The organism is Campylobacter concisus UNSWCS (assembly GCF_000466685.1).
Classification (GTDB): Bacteria; Campylobacterota; Campylobacteria; order Campylobacterales; family Campylobacteraceae; genus Campylobacter_A; species Campylobacter_A concisus_A.
In genome coordinates this window covers 21753-38816 of sequence record NZ_ANNG01000017.1, presented here as the reverse complement: position 1 = coordinate 38816, position 17064 = coordinate 21753, and the positions used below count along the sequence as shown (strand labels likewise).

Below are 17064 nucleotides of genomic sequence, written 5' to 3'. Positions count from 1 at the left end.
CTTATAAAGATTTTCAAAATGAAAATGCTTGGTTTCGAATTTTAACAGCAAGGTCATATAAAATCTTTACTTTTTGATAATTTAAAAGTTTATTTTTGCGGTTAAATTTAGAATACTTTTTAAAATCAAGCTTATCAAGATTGACGATATCATTGTGGATTTTGGCTTCATCGATGATTTTTGCCCAAAATCCAAAAGTTTGCTTTGAGACAAAGAGATCATCTAGCTCAAAGTAGCCGCCAAAAGAGCTTAAAATATCTACCTTATTATTATCCACCAAAGCCTTAAAAGCTAAATTTCTAGTGGCAATTTCTAAAATACCAAGCTTTTAAGCCAGCCTGCACTAGCAAAAAGTTCTTTTTATGCTCTTGCTCGTTTTTATAGCTCTTTAGGCATTTGATTGAGAAAAATTTAACACTATCCATAAAAAATCAATAAATTCATAAAATTTTACGCATTATAATACGTAAAATTTTACTTCATCTCAAGGCGCATGAGATACATATCCTCGCCGTCAGTCACCTTTAAATTTTGGCTTTTACACTTTGGACAGGTGAAGTCATTTTCGCTAAGCTCCCCGCCAAATCCACAGTCCAAACACTCTACAACAATGCCTTGTAAATTTATGACAAGCTCGGCGTTTTCGCAGATCGTGCCAGTCTTATAAACATCAAATGCACTCTCCAGATAGTGTGGCTCCACTCCGCTTAAGCGACCAACCTTTATCTCGATCTTGCTTATCTCTTTTGCGTTTTCTTTGGCGGCATTTTTCTCGCAAAGACTAACTAAATTTTGAACGATACTAAGCTCGTGCATTAGCAGATCCTTGGTAGTAGCTCGCCCTTTGGCGGCTCGAGAAATCTTCTTGATTTATAGGCGTTTTCGATGATAACACGCTCGTTTTTAGCTTCCATTACTTCGCCTATTATCATCGCATTTTTATCAAATTCTCGCAAAATCCCAAGTGCGTCCTCAGCCTGGCTCTCATCAACAGCCATAACAAAAGTGCCCTCATTTGCGAGCTCATAAGGCTCAAAACCAAATAGCTCACAAACGCCCATCACTTCGTCTGCAACCTTGATATTTTCTTCAAAAACTAAGATGTCAAATTTACTAAATTTAGCCCACTCGTTTAGCACCGCACTTAGTCCGCCTCTAGTCGCATCGCGCATAGTTTGTGGTTTTATGCCAGCGCTAAATAGCTTTAAGACAACCTCTTTTAGGCTCTTACAGTCACTTTTTAGATCAAGCCCAAGCTCAAATTCTTCTCTTGCTGCTAACACCACGCCGCCGTGTCTGCCAACATCTCCAGAGATTAAAATTTTAGCCCCTGCTTTTAAATTTTTAAGCTCCACGCCTTCGCAAACTATCTCGCCGATGCCTGCTGTGTTTATAAAAATCTTATCGCATTTGCCCTTTGGCACGACCTTCGTATCGCCACAAACCACGCTCACACCGCTCTCTTTGCAAGTTTTTGCAAGCGAGCCAAGCACCTTTTCAAGCTCTTCTATGCTAAGCCCTTCTTCGATGATGAGCGAGCAGCTTAGGTATTTTGCGCTTGCTCCAACCATCGCTAGGTCGTTTATAGTGCCGCAAGCTGCGATCTTGCCGATGTCGCCGCCATTAAAAAAAATGGGAGTTACCACAAAGCTATCGGAGCTAAATGCGATCTTACCGTTTAAATTTAGTATCGCTGAGTCGTTGCTCTGCCTTAAAATTTCATTATCAAAAATTTTAAATATCGTCTCGTTTATAAGCGAGTTCATCTCCTCGCCGCCGCCGCCGTGGCTTAGCATTATCTTTTTCATTAAATTCCTTAACCAACTCTTGCGTATTTAAAATATGCCGCACAAGCGCCCTCACTTGAGACCATGCACGATCCTATCGGATTTTGTGGGTTGCAAACCTTGCCAAAGACCTTGCAATCAGTCGGCTTTGCCAGCCCCCTTAAAATTTGCCCACAAATGCAAGCCTTGCTCTCGCCAGCGCTCTCTACACTGCAGTCAAACTGCACTCTAGCGTCAAGATAGGCAAACTCATCTTTTAGCTTCATGCCGCTTTGCGCTATCTCGCCAAGGCCTCTCCAGACAAAGTCGCACGGCTCAAAGTACTTAGCTATGAGCTCTTTTGCCTTGACGTTGCCCTCTTCTTTGACCGCTCTTGCGTACTCGTTATAGACTTCATAGGTGCCTGCGTTTTGCTGACGGACTAAATTTAGCACACTTGCCATGATGTCAAGCGGCTCAAAACCGCTAATGGCGATGGGCCTTTTAAATTCACTCGCTAATTCTTTGTAAATTTTACTGCCCGTGATGACGCTCACGTGACTTGGTCCCAAAAATGCGTCTATCCTTACGTTTTCATCGCTCATTATAGCTCTAACTGGCGCTGGGACGGTCACGTGATTTATATGAAAGTATAAATTTTTAATGCCCTCTTGCACCACTTTTTCAACCAAATTTGCGCTCATCGGCGTCGTTGTCTCAAAGCCAATGGCAAAAAATATAACCTTTTTGTCTGGATTTTGCTTAGCGATATTTAGTGCATCAAGTGGCGTGTAAAGTGCCCTTATGTCGTGTCCTTCGCCGCGAAGCTTTTGCAAGCTTGTCTTTGAGCCAGGCACTCTTAGCATGTCAGCTAGCGTGCAAAAGATAACGTTATCCATGCTGGCTAGCTTACAGGCCTCGTCTATGCGGCTCTTTGGCATCACGCAGACTGGACAGCCTGGGCCATGGACGAAATTTATATGCTCTCCAACCAAGCTTGGCAGTGCAAATTTCATAATGCTATGCGTATGGCCGCCGCAAATTTCCATGATATTTAGCGGTTTTACGCTCTCTTTTTGTATCAGTTTTGAAAGGGCTAGGATTAAATTTTTATCGCGAAAGTCATTGATAAGATCCATCAAATTTTCCCCGCGTCCATATCCTCAGCGATCTTTTGATAGACCTCCAAGCTCTCAAGCGCAAACTGCGTGTCGATCTTTTGCATGGCGTATCCAACGTGGATTAGCACGTATTCGCCAACTTTTACCTCTTCAGATATGAGATCTAGGCTTACCTTTCTAGTAACGCCCAGAGTCTCGACGGTAGCGACGTTGTTTTCGTCTATTTCTATTACTTTTGAAGGGATCGAGAGGCACATTATCTTAGCTCTTTTTTAAATTCCAAATAACTTATCCATTTATCGATGCCCTCGCCTGTTTTGCTATCTACTACAAAGATATCGACCTTTGGATTTAGTTTTCTAGCGTCGTTTTTCACTCTCTCGATATCAAAGTCGAAGTGCGGTGCGAGCGAAGCTTTAGTGATCAAAAGCACGTCAGCAGCCCTAAACATCACTGGATATTTGCTAACCTTATCATCGCCCTCTGGCACTGAAAGAAGCACAGCGTTAAAGTGCGAGCCAACGTCGTAGCTTGCAGGACAGACTAAATTTCCAACATTTTCTATAAAGACTAGATCAAGCTCGTTTAGTGGCAGATGATGAAGCCCCTCATGCACCATAAAAGCGTCCAAGTGGCAGGTCTGGCCTGTGCTTATCTGATGAGCTTTTGCGCCAGCTTTTACTATGCGGTCGGCATCTTGATTTGTTTCTAAATCACCCTCGACAACGCCTATTTTAAATTTACTAGCCTTTATCGTAGCCTCTAAAAGCGTAGTTTTGCCAGCGCCTGGGCTACTCATCAAATTTACACAAAGTATCTTTTTCTCATCAAGATGCGCTCTGTTATGAGCGGCCTCTTTGTCGTTTTCAGAGAGAATTTTCTCTATCACGTCTATGGTTTTGCTCTCGTTTAGCACAGGGTGTGCATGAGCCTCGTGGCTATGCTCGTGTGCGTCATGAGCGTGATCTGTATGCCCATCGTGAGTGTGTGGGTGTGAGTGAGTGGTACCATCAGCGTGAGTGTGAGTGTGGGCGTGATTACCCATTGAACAACCGCAGTCTTTACACATTTTATTATCCTTTTTTATTAATTTTCAGAGATTTTAACGCTTAAATTTAAAAATAAAATTAAAATTTAAGGGCATTTTATGCAAATGAGATAAATTAACCCGTTTTTTAATCATCCTTTAAATTTACCTTTGATCTTGCAAGCGAACTGGCTCTTCAAAGCTCTCGTTATCATCTGTGTAGCCATTTTCGTCAAAATTTTCATCATTGCTTCTTTTTTTACCATTTGGCGTGATGATGAGATCTTTTAGCCTTGCCCTACCATCATCCATCACCATCAAAACAGCAACAGTATCCACATCTTGATCCATCATCTCTCGCTCAGTTTGCTTTGCCTTTTTAGTTGGCATGTAAAACTCTTCGATGCCATATTTTACAAATAAATATCCATCAAATTTGCCAGCTAAGAAAAGAACGTCTTTTGGCTTAGTAAAGCTAAATTTATCAAAAGCGTAAGTGGCATTAGCATCTTGCTTTAAAATGGCGTAAATTTCATCATTTTTTGAGATATTTCTATCATATATATATATCTCAACGCCAGTTTTTTCATCAAATTTAGACTGCTGCAGATTTGAAAAATCTGAAAAATCATAGCTCAAGCTCACGTAGTTTCCGCGAAAGAGATCCCTTGGATCGTAGAGATTTACCCTCACTTTTACCTCTTTTCCAAGGTAAAGTGGCATGAGCGCGTATGCAAGCATCGCAATTATTAGTAAAATTTGAAAGATTATAGCTAGTATCAGTGATCTTATCTTCATTTTTTGCCTCCTTTTTTGGCAGCAACTGCGAGCACGACGAAGGCAAAGACGATAAATAGCGCCGTAGCCCCCAAATAATCGCCTATTAGTTCAAAGTATCTAACCACCGCAACTAAGAATATCATGCATAGTCCAAGCGTTAGCTCGCCATTTTTGATAAGCACGGCTGCAACGATGATGTTTGCTAGTGAGAAGAAGATATTTGCATATCCAACGCCTAAGCTAAAGACAAATGGCAAAGCAAAGAGTATCAAGCCAAGAAGCAGGCCACTTTTGTTTTTCTCTTTGAAAAATAGCGCAATGCTAGCGATGCTAAATACGGCAAAAACCTTGCCAAAACTGCTATAAAAAAATGCTTTTGCAAACCAAAATTTATCTTCTTCTAGCTCGTAGATATCGCCATTTGCATAAGCTATCAGACAAACGATCAAGATAATGATGCCAAGATACTTGCCAAAGCCCCTTACAAGGTGTGCTAGCCTATCTCTAAAGCCAGCTAACGTGCCAAAGAGCGCGACAAGTAAAAGCGCGTATGAGAGCGATAAAGTAGCAGCCATCGGCGCTCTAAACATAAGATCATAGTCATAAAATTCATTAAACCCGCTGATCTTAGCGCAAAGTGAAACGATGTAGAAAAATATATCCGCTAAAAGCACAATGGCAAGAAAAATAGAGTCACTTTTGTAAAGCGTGTAGGCGCCAAGGGCTATAAAGACGACAAATTCATAAGCAAACTCGCCACCCATGCCCTTTAAAACAAACCAGATCGTCGCAAAAACAAGGCTTTGAGCCACCAGCAAGGGCTTTTTGCTAGCAAAAGAGAGCGCCATCGCTCCAACGCTCCAGAGCAAAACTCCGCCACTTGGCTCGTCGCTAATATTATAAATTTGAGCGATAAGCGCTATGGCTGCTCCGTAGCAGAAATTTCCCAAAAAGAGCGTAGCCGTGCCAAGCTTATCTTTGCCCTTTTTGAGATAATAAACTCCGCCAAAATTTAAAAGAGCAAGCACGCCAAAGATGATGACAAGGCGCCCCATCCTTGGTATCTCCTCCCAGTAAGCTCCAACAAGGGTAAAAAATGCCAGCGCGAAAAAGAGATAAGCAACCAACTTTAAGATAAAACTAGTCCTTTCGCTATGAGCGTTTAGATCTATATCATATAAATTTGCTATTTTTAAAGCGGTGGCCTTATCGACCACATCCTCTTTTTGCCAGCGATCTAGCTCTTTGGCTAGAAAATTTCTATTGTAAAAATTCATCTTTCATTCTCTTTAAATGACATTTTTTTGTGGCTAATGATAGCATACAAGCGCCAAAAATGCCAGAACAAAAATAAAGCAAAAAAGGGAGAAATTTAAAAAGCCAAAAAACTTGGGCGGGCTTTTGCAAATTTAGCTTTAGCCAAAGCCCAAGTAAAAAAACAAACGGTCATCAAACTTTCGCCACAAAAAAGATATCAGGCAAGCAAAAAATAGCAAAACCCGCTATCAATTTGCAAAAATGGATCACAAAAACTGCTAAAAACTACCAAAAAGACAAAATAAGACAAGCTCTGCAGCCAAGTAAACGCTGCTAGCTATTTTGCAAAAAACCTAAATTTAAGAGCCAAAAAAGCTTTTAGCTTAAAATTTAGGCACAGCGGCCTTTGTAAGTTTAGAAAACTTAACACCCTTTAAGCCAGCAATCCTGTCAGCAAAGCGCTCAATCTTGCTAGCCTCACCTCTTATCGAGATCGTTTCTAAGCAGTTGTGGTGATCGACATGAACGTGATTTGTGCAGATGATCTTCACATCAGAGTCATGCTCGATATCCATTTTTTTATTCACCAAATCGTTGTGATGATGCACATAAATGAGCGTCAAAACCCCAATCAACTCCTCGTTAGCGTCCTTCCAGCTATCGTTTACGATCTTTTCACGGATCAAATCCCTTGTAAATTCACTCCTAGAAGCGTAGCCTTGTTCGCTAACTTTTCTATCTAGTTCGTCTAGTAATTGACTAGGCAAAGAGACACTAAAACGTATAACACTATCCATTTTTTGCTCCTTTCTCGTTTGATTACCGTTTATAATCATTATACATCACTTATTAGAAAATGTGGATAAATAATAATAAATTTGCCCTAAATTTACGTTAGAATCGTTACTGCAGAATTTTTTATTGATATAAAATTTCAAATTTGCTTCAGTAAATTTTTTGTAAATAAGCTCAAGCAAAGTCTTATTTTGAAAAACTCCACCACTTAGTAAAATCTCTTTTTTTTCATTTTTAGAAATTTCAAAAATAATATCAGCCATGCCATTTATAAATGCCGTTGCAGCCACTCTTGGCTCATCTTTTAGAGCACTTTTAAAGGCGTCTTTAAAGTCTATAACTCCGTCATTTAGGCTAAATCTGTAACACGCATCTAAATTTTTATCATAAAGTGCCTCAAGCCTCATGCCACTCTCTCCCTCGTAGCTTGAGCTAAAAATGCCACATATTATCGCACCAAATGCGTCAAATATCCTACCAACAGAGCTAGTTTTTACTAAATTTAACCCCTTTTGCTCCATCATTTTGAAATTTCGAAGCACCTTTTCATCAAAATTTACTAAAAATTTACGCCCCTCGTCTTCAAGCTCATACTTCAAAATAATAGAATAAGCGATGAGATAGATATTTTTTATGCTATTTTCGCCGCCAAATAAGCTAAATTCATCAAAGTGATAAACTCTCTCGTAACTATTTTTATCAAGCCTAAAGACCTCGCCACCCCAAATTTTGCCGTCCTCCCCGTATCCAGTGCCGTCAAAACAAAATCCAAGGTACTTTTTATCTGCTAGATCGTTTTCAAATATTACGCTTAGTAGATGGGCGTAGTGGTGCTGCAAATGAACTAGCTCAAAGCCCTGATCCTTTGCCCATTTTGTATTTAAAAAATTTGGATGCAGATCGGCTATGACCTTGTCTATTTTTAGATCATAAGTCGTTTCAAAAAGGGTGAAAATGTCCTTAAACCTATCAAAAGTCGCCACGTTTTTTAGATCGCCGATATATGGACTAACCATCAAAAGGCCGTCTTTGTAGATGCAAAATGAGCTTTTTAGCTCCGCTCCAAGGGCTAAAAACGTCCCTTTTTGCTTGAAATTTGTATGGATGAAATTTGGATTTAGCCCGCGGCTTGTTCTTGTAAAAATCACTTCATCTCCAACGCAAAATGCGATACTATCGTCACTTGGCGAGTAAATTTCTCGGTCGTGATCAAGGTAAAAGTCTATAACCTCACCTAGTTTTTCTCTTAGCTCGCTCTCGTCCTTTATCACAACCTCGCCTGAGATGTTTGCGCTAGTTGCGATGATGTCGTGTTCTAAGTGGTCAAAAAGCAAAAGATGTATGCCACTAAATGCGAGCATGACGCCAAGCTTGTTTAAATTTGGAGCGACGCTTTTTGCGATATTTGAGCCGTTTTTTGCTTCAAGCAAGACGATCGGCTTTAAATTTGAGCTAAGAAGCTTCGCCTCCGCCTCTGAAATTTGCGCTATCTCTCTAGCGTTTTGTAAATTTTTACTCATCAGAGCAAAGGGCTTGCTTGGGCGGTGCTTTCTGGCTCTTAGCTCGCAAACTGCAGCTTCATTTGTTGCGTCGCATACTAGATGAAAGCCACCAAGCCCTTTAATGGCTAAAATTTTGCCCTCGTTTATGAGCCTAGCCGCCTCTTTGGCTGCTTCGTTTTTACTGGCAAGCACTTTGCCAAATTTATCTTTTAGATAGAGCTTTGGTCCGCAGTTTGGGCAAGAGATCGGCTCTGCGTGGTAGCGGCGATTAAGCGGGTCTTTGTACTCGCTCTCGCAAAATTCGCACATCTTAAACTCGCTCATCATCGTATTTACCCTGTCATAGGGCAATGCTTTAATGATGGAAAATCTCGGTCCGCAGTTGGTGCAGTTTATAAATGGGTATTTGTAGCGTGGATTTGTGGGGTCATAAAACTCGCGCAAGCAGTCGTCACAAAGTGCGTAATCAGGCAAAATGGGCGCTTGTTTGGTCGCTGCCTTTGAGGCGATGATCTCAAGCTTTTCATAAATTTTATCTATCTTAAATTTATGCAGTTCATCGATCCTAGCAAGGGCTGGTAGCTTCTCATAAAGCTCTTTTTCAAAAGCCAAAAAGCTAGCCTCTTCGCCGCTAAAATTTAGCTTCACGCCCTCATCATCGTTGTAAATTTCGCCAATAAGCTTAAATTTGTCCGCCAAAGTATAGACAAAAGGTCTAAAACCAACGCCTTGAACTAAGCCTTTGATCTCATATCTAAAGCTTGATCTCAACGCCAAATCCGGGGTCAAAATTTGTTTTTATATTTGGGTTTAGGTGCTTTTTTATCAAGTTGCTAACTACCTTATTATAAAATAAATCCCCGCTTAAAGTAACATTTTTAATGTTAAATTTATCTCGTTTTTCATAGCTAAAATCGCTCAAAAAATGCGCTAAAGACTCGGTGCAACCAAAGCTGATATTCTTCTCTCCAGCACCAGCAAGGATAAATGAAATGATACTTTTTACAAACTTAACCCCGTCTAAACCAAAGTCATCTTTCATCTTATAATCTATCCTAACGCCCTTTTGACCGCTAAAATCGCTTGCCATTAGAAGCAAATTCTCCCCTGCTCTTTTAAACTCATCACTTAAGCCAAGCAAACGTCCAGCTATGCAAAATAGCGAGAAAAAGCTAGCATTTGAGCTAAATTTACCGCTTGGCAGGGCGTGCTCTTTACTAAAGTTTTCAAGTAGCCTTTTGCCGCCATCCTCAGCCCTTATGAGCTCATAAATTTCTTCAAAGCTGCTAAATTTTGGTAAAAATAGAAGCTGCGTTTTGCTTGATTTTGAAAGCAGGCAAATTTCATCATCGCCAAATTTGCTAAATTTAAGCCCCAAAGCCACTTCGCCAAAACTCTCAAGCTCAAATTCCTCATCTTTTGTGTAAAAAAATGGGCTTAAAAGAGCGCTATTTTCAAGCAAAATTAGCCTTAAAAGGGCGTTTTTTTGCTCCTTTACAGTAACGCTTAAAAAGCTAAAGCCATCTTGATTTAGCTGCTCGCAAAGGGCGTAAAGAAAAAGGTCATTTGGCGCCATCACGTCAAAAAATAGCGGTGCGTCCTCGTGGTTTTGCCTGTAAATGGCTGTCGTTTTTAGTGCCAAAAGTGGCTTTTCAAAGCTAGCAAGCGCGATCTGCGCCCTATCATCGGCGATGAAAATTTTAGGTAGCTGTTTTAAATTTACAGGCATCAAGAAATTTGCATCAAATTTCACCCCAAGAGAAATTTCATATAAATTTTCATCTTGCTCTACGCAAATGCCCTTGCCGTTTTTTAATAAATTTAGGCAGGCTTTTAGCTTTTCATTAAAATTATCAAGCGTTATCTCGCCATCAAATTTACTCCAAGCAAGCGTGCCACTTTCATTTAAAATAGCCTTGCCATTAGCCAAAAATGCCGCCGCTTGAGATGGGCTAAGCGTGCCAAATTTTATCTTTTTAATCTCATCTGCCACGTCAAGCTCATCTGCCACATCGACCTCGCTATGCTTTATAAAAAGGCTATAAGGCAAAATGGCGCTTGCTCTGTCTGCTAGGGCGCTAAGCTCCCCATTTGAGCCACTTACTTTTAGGCAAATTTGATCATTTTTACAGCTTATAGAGTGCTTAAGCTCCCCAGCTAATGAGCGTAAAAATGGCGCCAAAAATGCTGGCTCTTTAAAGCAGTCAAATTTAAAAGCAAGTATCATTTTAAACCTTTTTTGGCGTAGTCATCGAGGGTGTCGTTTAAGGTGAAATTTGCTACCTTCTCGCACTTAAAATCAAGCTCTTTTAAGTGATCAAGTAGCGTTTTTTCTAGGATATTAGAAGCTTTTATCACTTCATCTGAGAGGCTAAAATTTGATGACTCTATGCGGCTAGGCACGATGCCTAGGATTTTGGTTGTCGGCCTATCACCCGCAAGCTCCATTAGATGAAGGGTTTGAAGCATCTCGATCTCGTGAGCCGAGCCGTCCCAGCTGATAAAATTTGGCACGTTTAGAAAGTCAAAAAAATAAACATCACCCACGCTTGCGCCATTTGCGCTAATGCAATCAACGACGATAAGATAGTCAAATTCGCTTATTATGTGAGTTAGAGCGAGGGCTAAAGTGCCCCCGTCCATTAATGTAAGCTCGTTTTTAGAACTTGTAAATTTATAGTTTTTAGCCATCAAATTTACAAAATGAACACCTATGCCCTCATCAGCAAACATCACGTTGCCAATGCCAAGAACAAGCACTCTCATCAGTGTTCTTTTACAAATTTATAGCCACTAACGATGGCGTCCATCGCTCCATTTTTACCTTTAACGGCGTTAAATATCGCCATATAAACATGAATTGGCACAAATATCATGATGATCCACATGCAAATTCTATGTATCGTTCTAACATTTGCTAGCCCGCCCATAAGCTCTTCAAAGTATCTCGCTGGCTCGTAGATCGCTCCGCCAAGCCCATTGTGATAAACGTGAGCGTAAAGCACTAGGCCAGTTAGGCAAATGAGCGCCAAGATCACGTAAAAGAAAAAGTATGAGGCAAACTGCAATGGGTTATAAACGCCCCTTAAATGCGGGTGTGGGCCCATAAAGATGTAGTACTTGATCTGCGCTATCCAAACTTTTGGACTTAAAAAGTCAAGCACGCTCATCCACTCTTTTTTGCTGTGTTTATCAAAGACAAATAGATAGAATTTAAAGATAAATACCGCTATTAGCACAAAGCCAGCGACCTGGTGCGCCAAACGCCACTTTGCTTGCATGAAATTTGTAGGCTCGCTCGTGATCTCTGGACTCATAAAGACATAAGAGATGTAGTAGCCGCTCACAATCAAAAGCGTGATAGCTATAAATCTAATCCAGTGTGTCAGCCTAACGCCGATGGAGAATTCGTATTCGCTGATCCTGTCAGGATTTTTATGTGACATCTTTTCTCCTTACAAATTTGGATTTATCTTATAAGTACTCAAATCATTTCCCTTCGTATCCATAACATGCACGGCACACGCGATGCAAGGGTCGTAAGAGTGAATTTTTCGTATTATCTCAAGTGGTTTTGAAAGATCAGCGATCTTCATACCAACTAAGCACGCCTCGTAGCTGCCCATTTGACCTTTGGCATCTTTTGGAGAGGCATTCCAAGTGCTTGGCACGACTGCTTGCCAGTTTGAGATGACGCCATCTTTTATGCGGCACCAGTGGCTTAGCGCGCCTCGTGGAGCGTTGCCTTGAAAATTTCCTTTATATTCTTTTTTGTTATCGATTACATATTTTGTGCAGGTCTCTTGATCTGTCTTTAAATTTTCGATCAGGGCATTAAATGCGTCCATCGTGTGCTCTGCGACAACTTTTGCTTCAAGCATACGAGCAGCGGTTCTGCCTAGAGTTGAAAAGACCGCGCTTAGTGGCAAGCCACTCTTTGCCAAAAACTCATCAACTACCTTTTTAACTCTCTCGTTGCCTTTAGCGTAGTTTATGACGATGCTTGCGATCGGTCCTACTTGCATAGGCATGCCGTCATATCTTGGCGCTTTGATCCAGCTATATTTGCCCTTTGTGTCAAAAAGCTTGCTGTGAGCTAGCTTGCCTTCGCCGTCTATGCTCTCGCCATCGACAAGGCCAGTATAGTTTGCCTCAGTCTCACCATCATATGGATGAAGCGCTTTGTCATTTTTATACCAAGCCCTTGTCGCCTCTTCTGTGATCTTGTCTTCGTCTATGTCATAAACCTTGCTAAGATCGCCATTTAAGATGATACCGCCTTTAAATAGATGATCATTTTTGCCGATCAAAAACTCATCGTAGCAGAATAAATTTGATACGCCAACATCGTTTAGAACGCTTGGCTCATTTGCATAAGCCTTAGCCGCCATCAAAATGTCTGGGTAGTAAGCTCTATCAACAAATTCTTTGATCTCAGCAAATTTACTCATATATTCGCCCATTCTAGCTGGATCCATAAGGTCCATCACACAGGTCACGCCACCAACTGTTAGGCTTTGTGGGTGTGGGTTTTTCGCGCCAAAGATAGCCATCATCTGAGCTGCTGTTCTTTGGATACTAAGACACTCAAGATAGTGAGAGAGGACGATCAAATTTTGCTCTGGAGTAAATTTATATGTGCTATGTCCCCAGTATGCGTTGGCAAATGGTCCAAGGTTGCCCTTTTTAACAAAGGCTTCAACCCTCTCTTTTACCTCTTTTAGCTTGTCTGCGCCTGTTGCAAATGGCGTGCTTGTGTATTTAAACGCCTCCTCGCTAGCTTTATGCACGTCAGCGCTTAGTGCAGAGACGACGTCCGCCCAGTCCATGCCGTGGAGCTGATAAAAATGCACGATATGATCGTGAAGATATAAAGCTGCGTTCATGAGCGTTCTAGTTAGCTCGGCATTTAGCGGAGGCTTGATGCCAAGGGCGTTCTCAACTGCGACTATGCCTGCTCGGTAGTGTGAGTATGTGCAAACACCACAAATTCTTTGCATGAAAAAGCCAGCATCTCTTGGGTCTCTGTTTTTTACGATCTGCTCTAAGCCCCTCCAAAGAGTTGAGCCAGAGTAAGCCTCTTTGACAACGTTGTTTTCATCGACTACGACTTCTATTCTTAAGTGCCCTTCGATACGTGTTATAGGGTCTATTACTATTCTTTTTTCACTCATTTTTTCGCCTTATTCTTTATCTTTACTCATACAAGCTAGTGCAGCGTGAGCCGCTATGCCGATACCTGCTAGAGCTAAAATTCCAATGCCTATTTTATCACTTACATTATCAGCGCCAAGCCCTAAAACAGTGTCAAATAGCCTATCAGCCATCGGCTCTTCAAACGGCCCCATCGTATCCCAGAAGTCTGGCTCTGAGCAGCCTATACAGCCGTGTCCTGCTTGAACTGGCCATGATGTGTGCTGGTTAAATCTCTCGCGTGAGCAGTTATTAAATGTATATGGACCTTTACAGCCTACTTTATATAAGCAGTAGCCATTTTTTGCGCCCTCGTCGCCAAAGCTTTGGACAAATTCGCCTGCATCAAAGTGTCCGCGTCTCTCGCAAAGATCGTGAATTCTTAAGCCATAAGCCCATTTTGGTCTGTTATAAACATCAAGTGCAGGCAAGGTGCCAAATAGCAAGTAGTGAAGCACGTTGCCAACGATGTTTTTCTCGCTTGGAGGACAGCCTGGCACGTTTATGACTGGCTTATCAGTCACCTTTGAAAGACCGACTGAATTTGTTGGATTTGGCTTAGCTGCTTGGATACCGCCAAAGCTAGAACAGGTGCCAATGGCAAAGATAGCAGCAGCGTTAGCAGAGGCATTTACAGCATGAGTTTTGCCGCTTGTGCCATGAGGTCCGACTGTTAAAAAGTGCTCAGTAGCTCCTGTTGGCACGCCACCCTCAACTAGCAAGATGTATCTGCCTTTATATTTTTCTATCGCATGTTCTAAATTTTCTTCAGCTTGCCAGCCAGCAGCTGCCATGATAGTTTCGTGGTATTCAAGGCTTATGTAGTCAAATATAAGGCTATCTATGCTTGGAGCGTCAGTTCTTAGCAAGCCCTCGCTACAGCCAGTGCATTCTGCCATGTGAAGCCATATCACAGGGAGCCTATCGCTTAGCTCAGCAGCACGAGCAACCATCGGTGTCATCGCGCTTGGCAATGCCATAAAAGCTGTCATCGCACCAGCCCACTTCATAAAATCACGCCTAGTAAAGCCCTTATCTTTTAAAAGCTGCGCAATACTAGTGTCATTTTTCATCTTAGGCAATGCACTAAGTTCGCTTAAGCGTCTATTTATCTTTTGACGCAAGTCATTATTCATATAAGCTCCTTCGTTAGAAATTTGTTTTATATGTATAGTATCTTTGTTTTAAAAAGAGTAAAATTATTTTATAATATTAGTAGTTATATTTAAATAAATTTTAATAATAAAATTTTAAATGCCTTTTATCAATATCTTTAAAATATGCTATAAAATAATATTTAGCGAGATTTTATCCTATTTTTGAGAAATGATATGGCAAAAATTTTATTTTTCTGAAAGTAAATATCAATTAAATTTTAATAATTTTTAAAAAATATAATTTAGTGTTTTTAAGAAAAAAGGGATTTGAAGTATAAATTTTTAAAAGCCTAAATGGGTTAAATTTAGGCTTTTAAATTTGCATTAAAATGGCCAGATAGCCTCCATAAGCCTTGTGCCCCAAGGTTTTTTGGTTGATTTGTCTAGCTCGCCCTCGGTTTTATACAAAATTTTGGCGTCGGCTATGTATTTTGAGTCGATTTCGTTGTTTTGCGAGATGTCGTAAGGTCTGATGACGCCACTTACTTGCATGATCTGTTTTTCGCCGTTTATAAGTAGCTCGCGGCTGCCCTCGATAAAGTAGTTGCCGTTATTTAGAATCTTGATAATCCTAGCTGAGATGGTTGCGGTAAATTTCTCGCTTCTGTTGCTCGTGCCACTACCTGTAAATTTATTACCACCACCTGCTTTAAAGCCGATGTCGCCGTATTTGTTTAGATTATCAGCCACAGTTGAGAGCGGTGCGGCTCCAGCCGTGAAAACGCCGCCGCCAAGTGAGACGGTGCTATCTTTGTTGGTGCTTTTGCTGCCGCTTGAAATTTGACTTGCATTTTCTGAGATGACGATGGTTACGATGTCATTTACATTCATCGCCTTTCTATCTGAAAATAGCGGATTTTCGCCCTTGCCAAAGAGGCTGCCGGCGTTGCTTTGACCGCTGCCACTATCTTTTGAAGGGAGTTGCTCGACATAAACTGGAGGTTTCATATTGATATGAGGATCTGCACTTGGGGTGCAACCTGTGTAAAAAATGCCCGCAAATGTGACGAGCCAAATCTTTTTATAGTTCATAAAATGCCTTAAAATAAGTATCTTTGTGCTAAGATTAAGCAATTTAAGTTCCCAAAAAGGTCACAAATGAAAAGTTGTTACATTTTTTCAGACAAAAATCTAGCATGTTTGCAGGAAATTATAGCTACAAAATTCAAAAAAGTTGAGATCTTTAAGATAACTCCAGACGAAAATGACAAAAAAAATCTAATAAATTTAAATGAAAAGGAGTTTTTTTTAAAATTTATAGATAAATTTGAAGAGCTAAAGGAGAGAAGCGACTTTATCATAGTCGTTGGCTGTGAGGGCTTTAGCGTCTTTGGCAAGAGCGAGCTAAATTTAAAGCTAGCTAGAAATTTAAACGCTCCAGTCTTTGATAAAAACGCAAGCGAGCTAAGGGCACTAAATTTAAACTCAAAGCTTCTAATAACTGATAAATTTGATGAAATTTTAAGCTACAAGCACGAGATCATCACACCATTTAAATTTCAAAGCTTGCTTCTAAAAAGAGCCAAAGCGGCAAACAAAACCGTCGTTTTGCCTGAAAGTGATGATGAGAGAATTTTAAAAGCAGCTCACATCGTGCTAGAAAAAGGTGCGGCAAATATCATCTTACTAGGCCTTGAGAGTGAAATTTCAAAAAAAGCAGCCACTTTGGGGCTAAATTTAAGCAAAGCAAAGGTTCTAAACCCAGCACAAAATGAGCTAACGGATAAATTTGCAAAGAAAATTTATGAGCTAAGAAAGCATAAAGGCGTGGACGAAGCCAAGGCAAACGCACTTGCAAAAGATAAAATTTACTTTGCCACGATGCTAATACATGAAGGCATAGCAGATGCTTTGGTAAGTGGCGCTACGATGAGCACGGCTGATACGATAAGGCCTGCTCTTCAGATCATAAAAACAAAGCCAAATGTAAGCGTGGTAAGCGGGGCATTTTTCATGGCACTTGAAGAAGAAATTTTACTCTTTGCAGACTGCGCCGTCACGCCAAATCCAAGCGCAGACGAGCTAGCTAGCATCACACTAAGTAGCGCTCAAACAGCAAGTGCCTTTGGACTTAGCCCAAAAATCGCCATGCTAAGCTACTCAACTGCTGATAGTGGCAGCGGGGCTGACGTGGAGTTTGTAAAAGAGGCTGCCAAAAAGGCGAGCGAGCTTGATGCGAATTTAAAGATTGCAGCGCCAATTCAGTTTGACGCGGCAGTTGATCTAAGCGTGGCTAGCAAAAAGATGCCAAATTCCGATGTCGCTGGGCAGGCAAATGTCTTTATATTTCCAAATTTAAACTGCGGAAACATCTGCTATAAGGCAGTTCAGCGAAGTGCAAATGCCCTAGCAGTTGGCCCGATCCTTCAAGGGCTAAAAAAGCCAGTAAATGACCTAAGCCGCGGCTGCCTCGTTGAAGACGTGGTCAATACCATCTTAATAAGCGCGATACAAGCAGGAGAGTGA

The 17064-nt window shown here is 41.0% G+C and carries 18 protein-coding genes; 1 reads left to right on the top strand and 17 read right to left on the bottom strand.

Annotated elements, in window-relative coordinates; translation table 11 throughout:
• Positions 1-13: 13 nt before the first annotated feature.
• The 17 genes from UNSWCS_RS12490 to flgH all read right to left on the bottom strand — a co-directional run bounded on the left by UNSWCS_RS12490 (position 14) and on the right by flgH (position 15630).
• Positions 14-277: a hypothetical protein gene (locus UNSWCS_RS12490; protein ID WP_051267828.1), complete on the bottom strand. Its 264-nt coding sequence runs from the start codon at positions 275-277 to the stop codon at positions 14-16.
• Positions 278-299: 22 nt separating this feature from the next.
• Positions 300-425, bottom strand: a complete 126-nt coding sequence (locus tag UNSWCS_RS12645; protein ID WP_021087602.1) for a hypothetical protein — start codon at positions 423-425, stop codon at positions 300-302.
• 49 nt (positions 426-474) lie between these two features.
• Complete coding sequence (hypA, locus tag UNSWCS_RS05265; protein ID WP_021087609.1) at positions 475-816, bottom strand: hydrogenase maturation nickel metallochaperone HypA; 342 nt, start codon at positions 814-816, stop codon at positions 475-477.
• Positions 816-1808, bottom strand: coding sequence for a hydrogenase expression/formation protein HypE (gene hypE, locus UNSWCS_RS05260; RefSeq protein ID WP_021087618.1), 993 nt, complete (start codon positions 1806-1808; stop codon positions 816-818). Before hypE ends, hypA begins: the two co-directional genes overlap by 1 nt.
• Before the next feature lie 8 nt (positions 1809-1816).
• Positions 1817-2905, bottom strand: a complete 1089-nt coding sequence (hypD, locus tag UNSWCS_RS05255; protein ID WP_021085824.1) for a hydrogenase formation protein HypD — start codon at positions 2903-2905, stop codon at positions 1817-1819.
• Positions 2905-3144 carry a HypC/HybG/HupF family hydrogenase formation chaperone gene (locus UNSWCS_RS05250; RefSeq protein WP_009293878.1) on the bottom strand — a complete coding sequence of 80 codons (240 nt, stop codon included), beginning with the start codon at positions 3142-3144 and terminating at the stop codon, positions 2905-2907. The genes hypD and UNSWCS_RS05250 overlap by 1 nt, the downstream gene beginning before the upstream one ends.
• Positions 3144-3956, bottom strand: a complete 813-nt coding sequence (gene hypB / locus UNSWCS_RS05245; RefSeq protein WP_021087642.1) for a hydrogenase nickel incorporation protein HypB — start codon at positions 3954-3956, stop codon at positions 3144-3146. The genes UNSWCS_RS05250 and hypB overlap by 1 nt, the downstream gene beginning before the upstream one ends.
• A gap of 123 nt (positions 3957-4079) precedes the next feature.
• The gene (locus UNSWCS_RS05240; RefSeq protein ID WP_021087635.1) at positions 4080-4712 is read right to left on the bottom strand and encodes a GDYXXLXY domain-containing protein; all 633 of its coding nucleotides are present in this window, start codon (positions 4710-4712) and stop codon (positions 4080-4082) included.
• Positions 4709-5971 carry a DUF2157 domain-containing protein gene (locus UNSWCS_RS05235; protein ID WP_021087637.1) on the bottom strand — a complete coding sequence of 421 codons (1263 nt, stop codon included), beginning with the start codon at positions 5969-5971 and terminating at the stop codon, positions 4709-4711. The genes UNSWCS_RS05240 and UNSWCS_RS05235 overlap by 4 nt, the downstream gene beginning before the upstream one ends.
• Positions 5972-6334: 363 nt before the next feature.
• Positions 6335-6748 (bottom strand): nickel-responsive transcriptional regulator NikR, encoded by a 414-nt coding sequence (gene nikR / locus UNSWCS_RS05230; RefSeq protein ID WP_021085835.1) that lies wholly within the window; start codon positions 6746-6748, stop codon positions 6335-6337.
• Positions 6749-6793: 45 nt separating this feature from the next.
• Complete coding sequence (gene hypF, locus UNSWCS_RS05225; RefSeq protein ID WP_021087600.1) at positions 6794-9019, bottom strand: carbamoyltransferase HypF; 2226 nt, start codon at positions 9017-9019, stop codon at positions 6794-6796.
• Positions 9003-10475: a hypothetical protein gene (locus UNSWCS_RS05220; protein WP_021087633.1), complete on the bottom strand. Its 1473-nt coding sequence runs from the start codon at positions 10473-10475 to the stop codon at positions 9003-9005. Before UNSWCS_RS05220 ends, hypF begins: the two co-directional genes overlap by 17 nt.
• Positions 10472-11014, bottom strand: coding sequence for a HyaD/HybD family hydrogenase maturation endopeptidase (locus tag UNSWCS_RS05215; RefSeq protein WP_012001820.1), 543 nt, complete (start codon positions 11012-11014; stop codon positions 10472-10474). Before UNSWCS_RS05215 ends, UNSWCS_RS05220 begins: the two co-directional genes overlap by 4 nt.
• Entirely contained in the window at positions 11014-11694 is a 681-nt protein-coding gene (gene cybH, locus UNSWCS_RS05210; protein ID WP_021087640.1) for a Ni/Fe-hydrogenase, b-type cytochrome subunit, read from the bottom strand. Before cybH ends, UNSWCS_RS05215 begins: the two co-directional genes overlap by 1 nt.
• Positions 11695-11703: 9 nt before the next feature.
• The gene (locus UNSWCS_RS05205) at positions 11704-13422 is read right to left on the bottom strand and encodes a nickel-dependent hydrogenase large subunit (protein WP_021087605.1); all 1719 of its coding nucleotides are present in this window, start codon (positions 13420-13422) and stop codon (positions 11704-11706) included.
• 9 nt (positions 13423-13431) lie between these two features.
• Entirely contained in the window at positions 13432-14577 is a 1146-nt protein-coding gene (locus UNSWCS_RS05200; protein WP_002940950.1) for a hydrogenase small subunit, read from the bottom strand.
• Positions 14578-14922: 345 nt separating this feature from the next.
• A complete protein-coding gene (flgH, locus tag UNSWCS_RS05195; RefSeq protein ID WP_021087623.1) occupies positions 14923-15630 on the bottom strand; it encodes a flagellar basal body L-ring protein FlgH in 708 nt (235 codons plus the stop codon).
• A 66-nt stretch (positions 15631-15696) separates the two neighbouring features.
• Between flgH and pta the strand changes: the two genes are divergently transcribed.
• Positions 15697-17064 carry a phosphate acetyltransferase gene (gene pta / locus UNSWCS_RS05190; RefSeq protein WP_021087613.1) on the top strand — a complete coding sequence of 456 codons (1368 nt, stop codon included), beginning with the start codon at positions 15697-15699 and terminating at the stop codon, positions 17062-17064.

Coding starts and splice junctions, on each gene's coding strand:
- pta (WP_021087613.1), top strand. CDS start 15,697: ATGAAAAGTTGTTACATTTTTTCAGACAAAAATCTAGCATGTTTGCAG.
- flgH (WP_021087623.1), bottom strand. CDS start 15,630: ATGAACTATAAAAAGATTTGGCTCGTCACATTTGCGGGCATTTTTTAC.
- UNSWCS_RS05235 (WP_021087637.1), bottom strand. CDS start 5,971: ATGAATTTTTACAATAGAAATTTTCTAGCCAAAGAGCTAGATCGCTGG.
- UNSWCS_RS12645 (WP_021087602.1), bottom strand. CDS start 425: ATGGATAGTGTTAAATTTTTCTCAATCAAATGCCTAAAGAGCTATAAA.
- hypE (WP_021087618.1), bottom strand. CDS start 1,808: ATGAAAAAGATAATGCTAAGCCACGGCGGCGGCGGCGAGGAGATGAAC.
- hypD (WP_021085824.1), bottom strand. CDS start 2,905: ATGGATCTTATCAATGACTTTCGCGATAAAAATTTAATCCTAGCCCTT.
- UNSWCS_RS05240 (WP_021087635.1), bottom strand. CDS start 4,712: ATGAAGATAAGATCACTGATACTAGCTATAATCTTTCAAATTTTACTA.
- UNSWCS_RS05250 (WP_009293878.1), bottom strand. CDS start 3,144: ATGTGCCTCTCGATCCCTTCAAAAGTAATAGAAATAGACGAAAACAAC.
- cybH (WP_021087640.1), bottom strand. CDS start 11,694: ATGTCACATAAAAATCCTGACAGGATCAGCGAATACGAATTCTCCATC.
- UNSWCS_RS05220 (WP_021087633.1), bottom strand. CDS start 10,475: ATGATACTTGCTTTTAAATTTGACTGCTTTAAAGAGCCAGCATTTTTG.
- UNSWCS_RS05215 (WP_012001820.1), bottom strand. CDS start 11,014: ATGAGAGTGCTTGTTCTTGGCATTGGCAACGTGATGTTTGCTGATGAG.
- UNSWCS_RS05205 (WP_021087605.1), bottom strand. CDS start 13,422: ATGAGTGAAAAAAGAATAGTAATAGACCCTATAACACGTATCGAAGGG.
- hypB (WP_021087642.1), bottom strand. CDS start 3,956: ATGTGTAAAGACTGCGGTTGTTCAATGGGTAATCACGCCCACACTCAC.
- UNSWCS_RS05200 (WP_002940950.1), bottom strand. CDS start 14,577: ATGAATAATGACTTGCGTCAAAAGATAAATAGACGCTTAAGCGAACTT.
- nikR (WP_021085835.1), bottom strand. CDS start 6,748: ATGGATAGTGTTATACGTTTTAGTGTCTCTTTGCCTAGTCAATTACTA.
- hypA (WP_021087609.1), bottom strand. CDS start 816: ATGCACGAGCTTAGTATCGTTCAAAATTTAGTTAGTCTTTGCGAGAAA.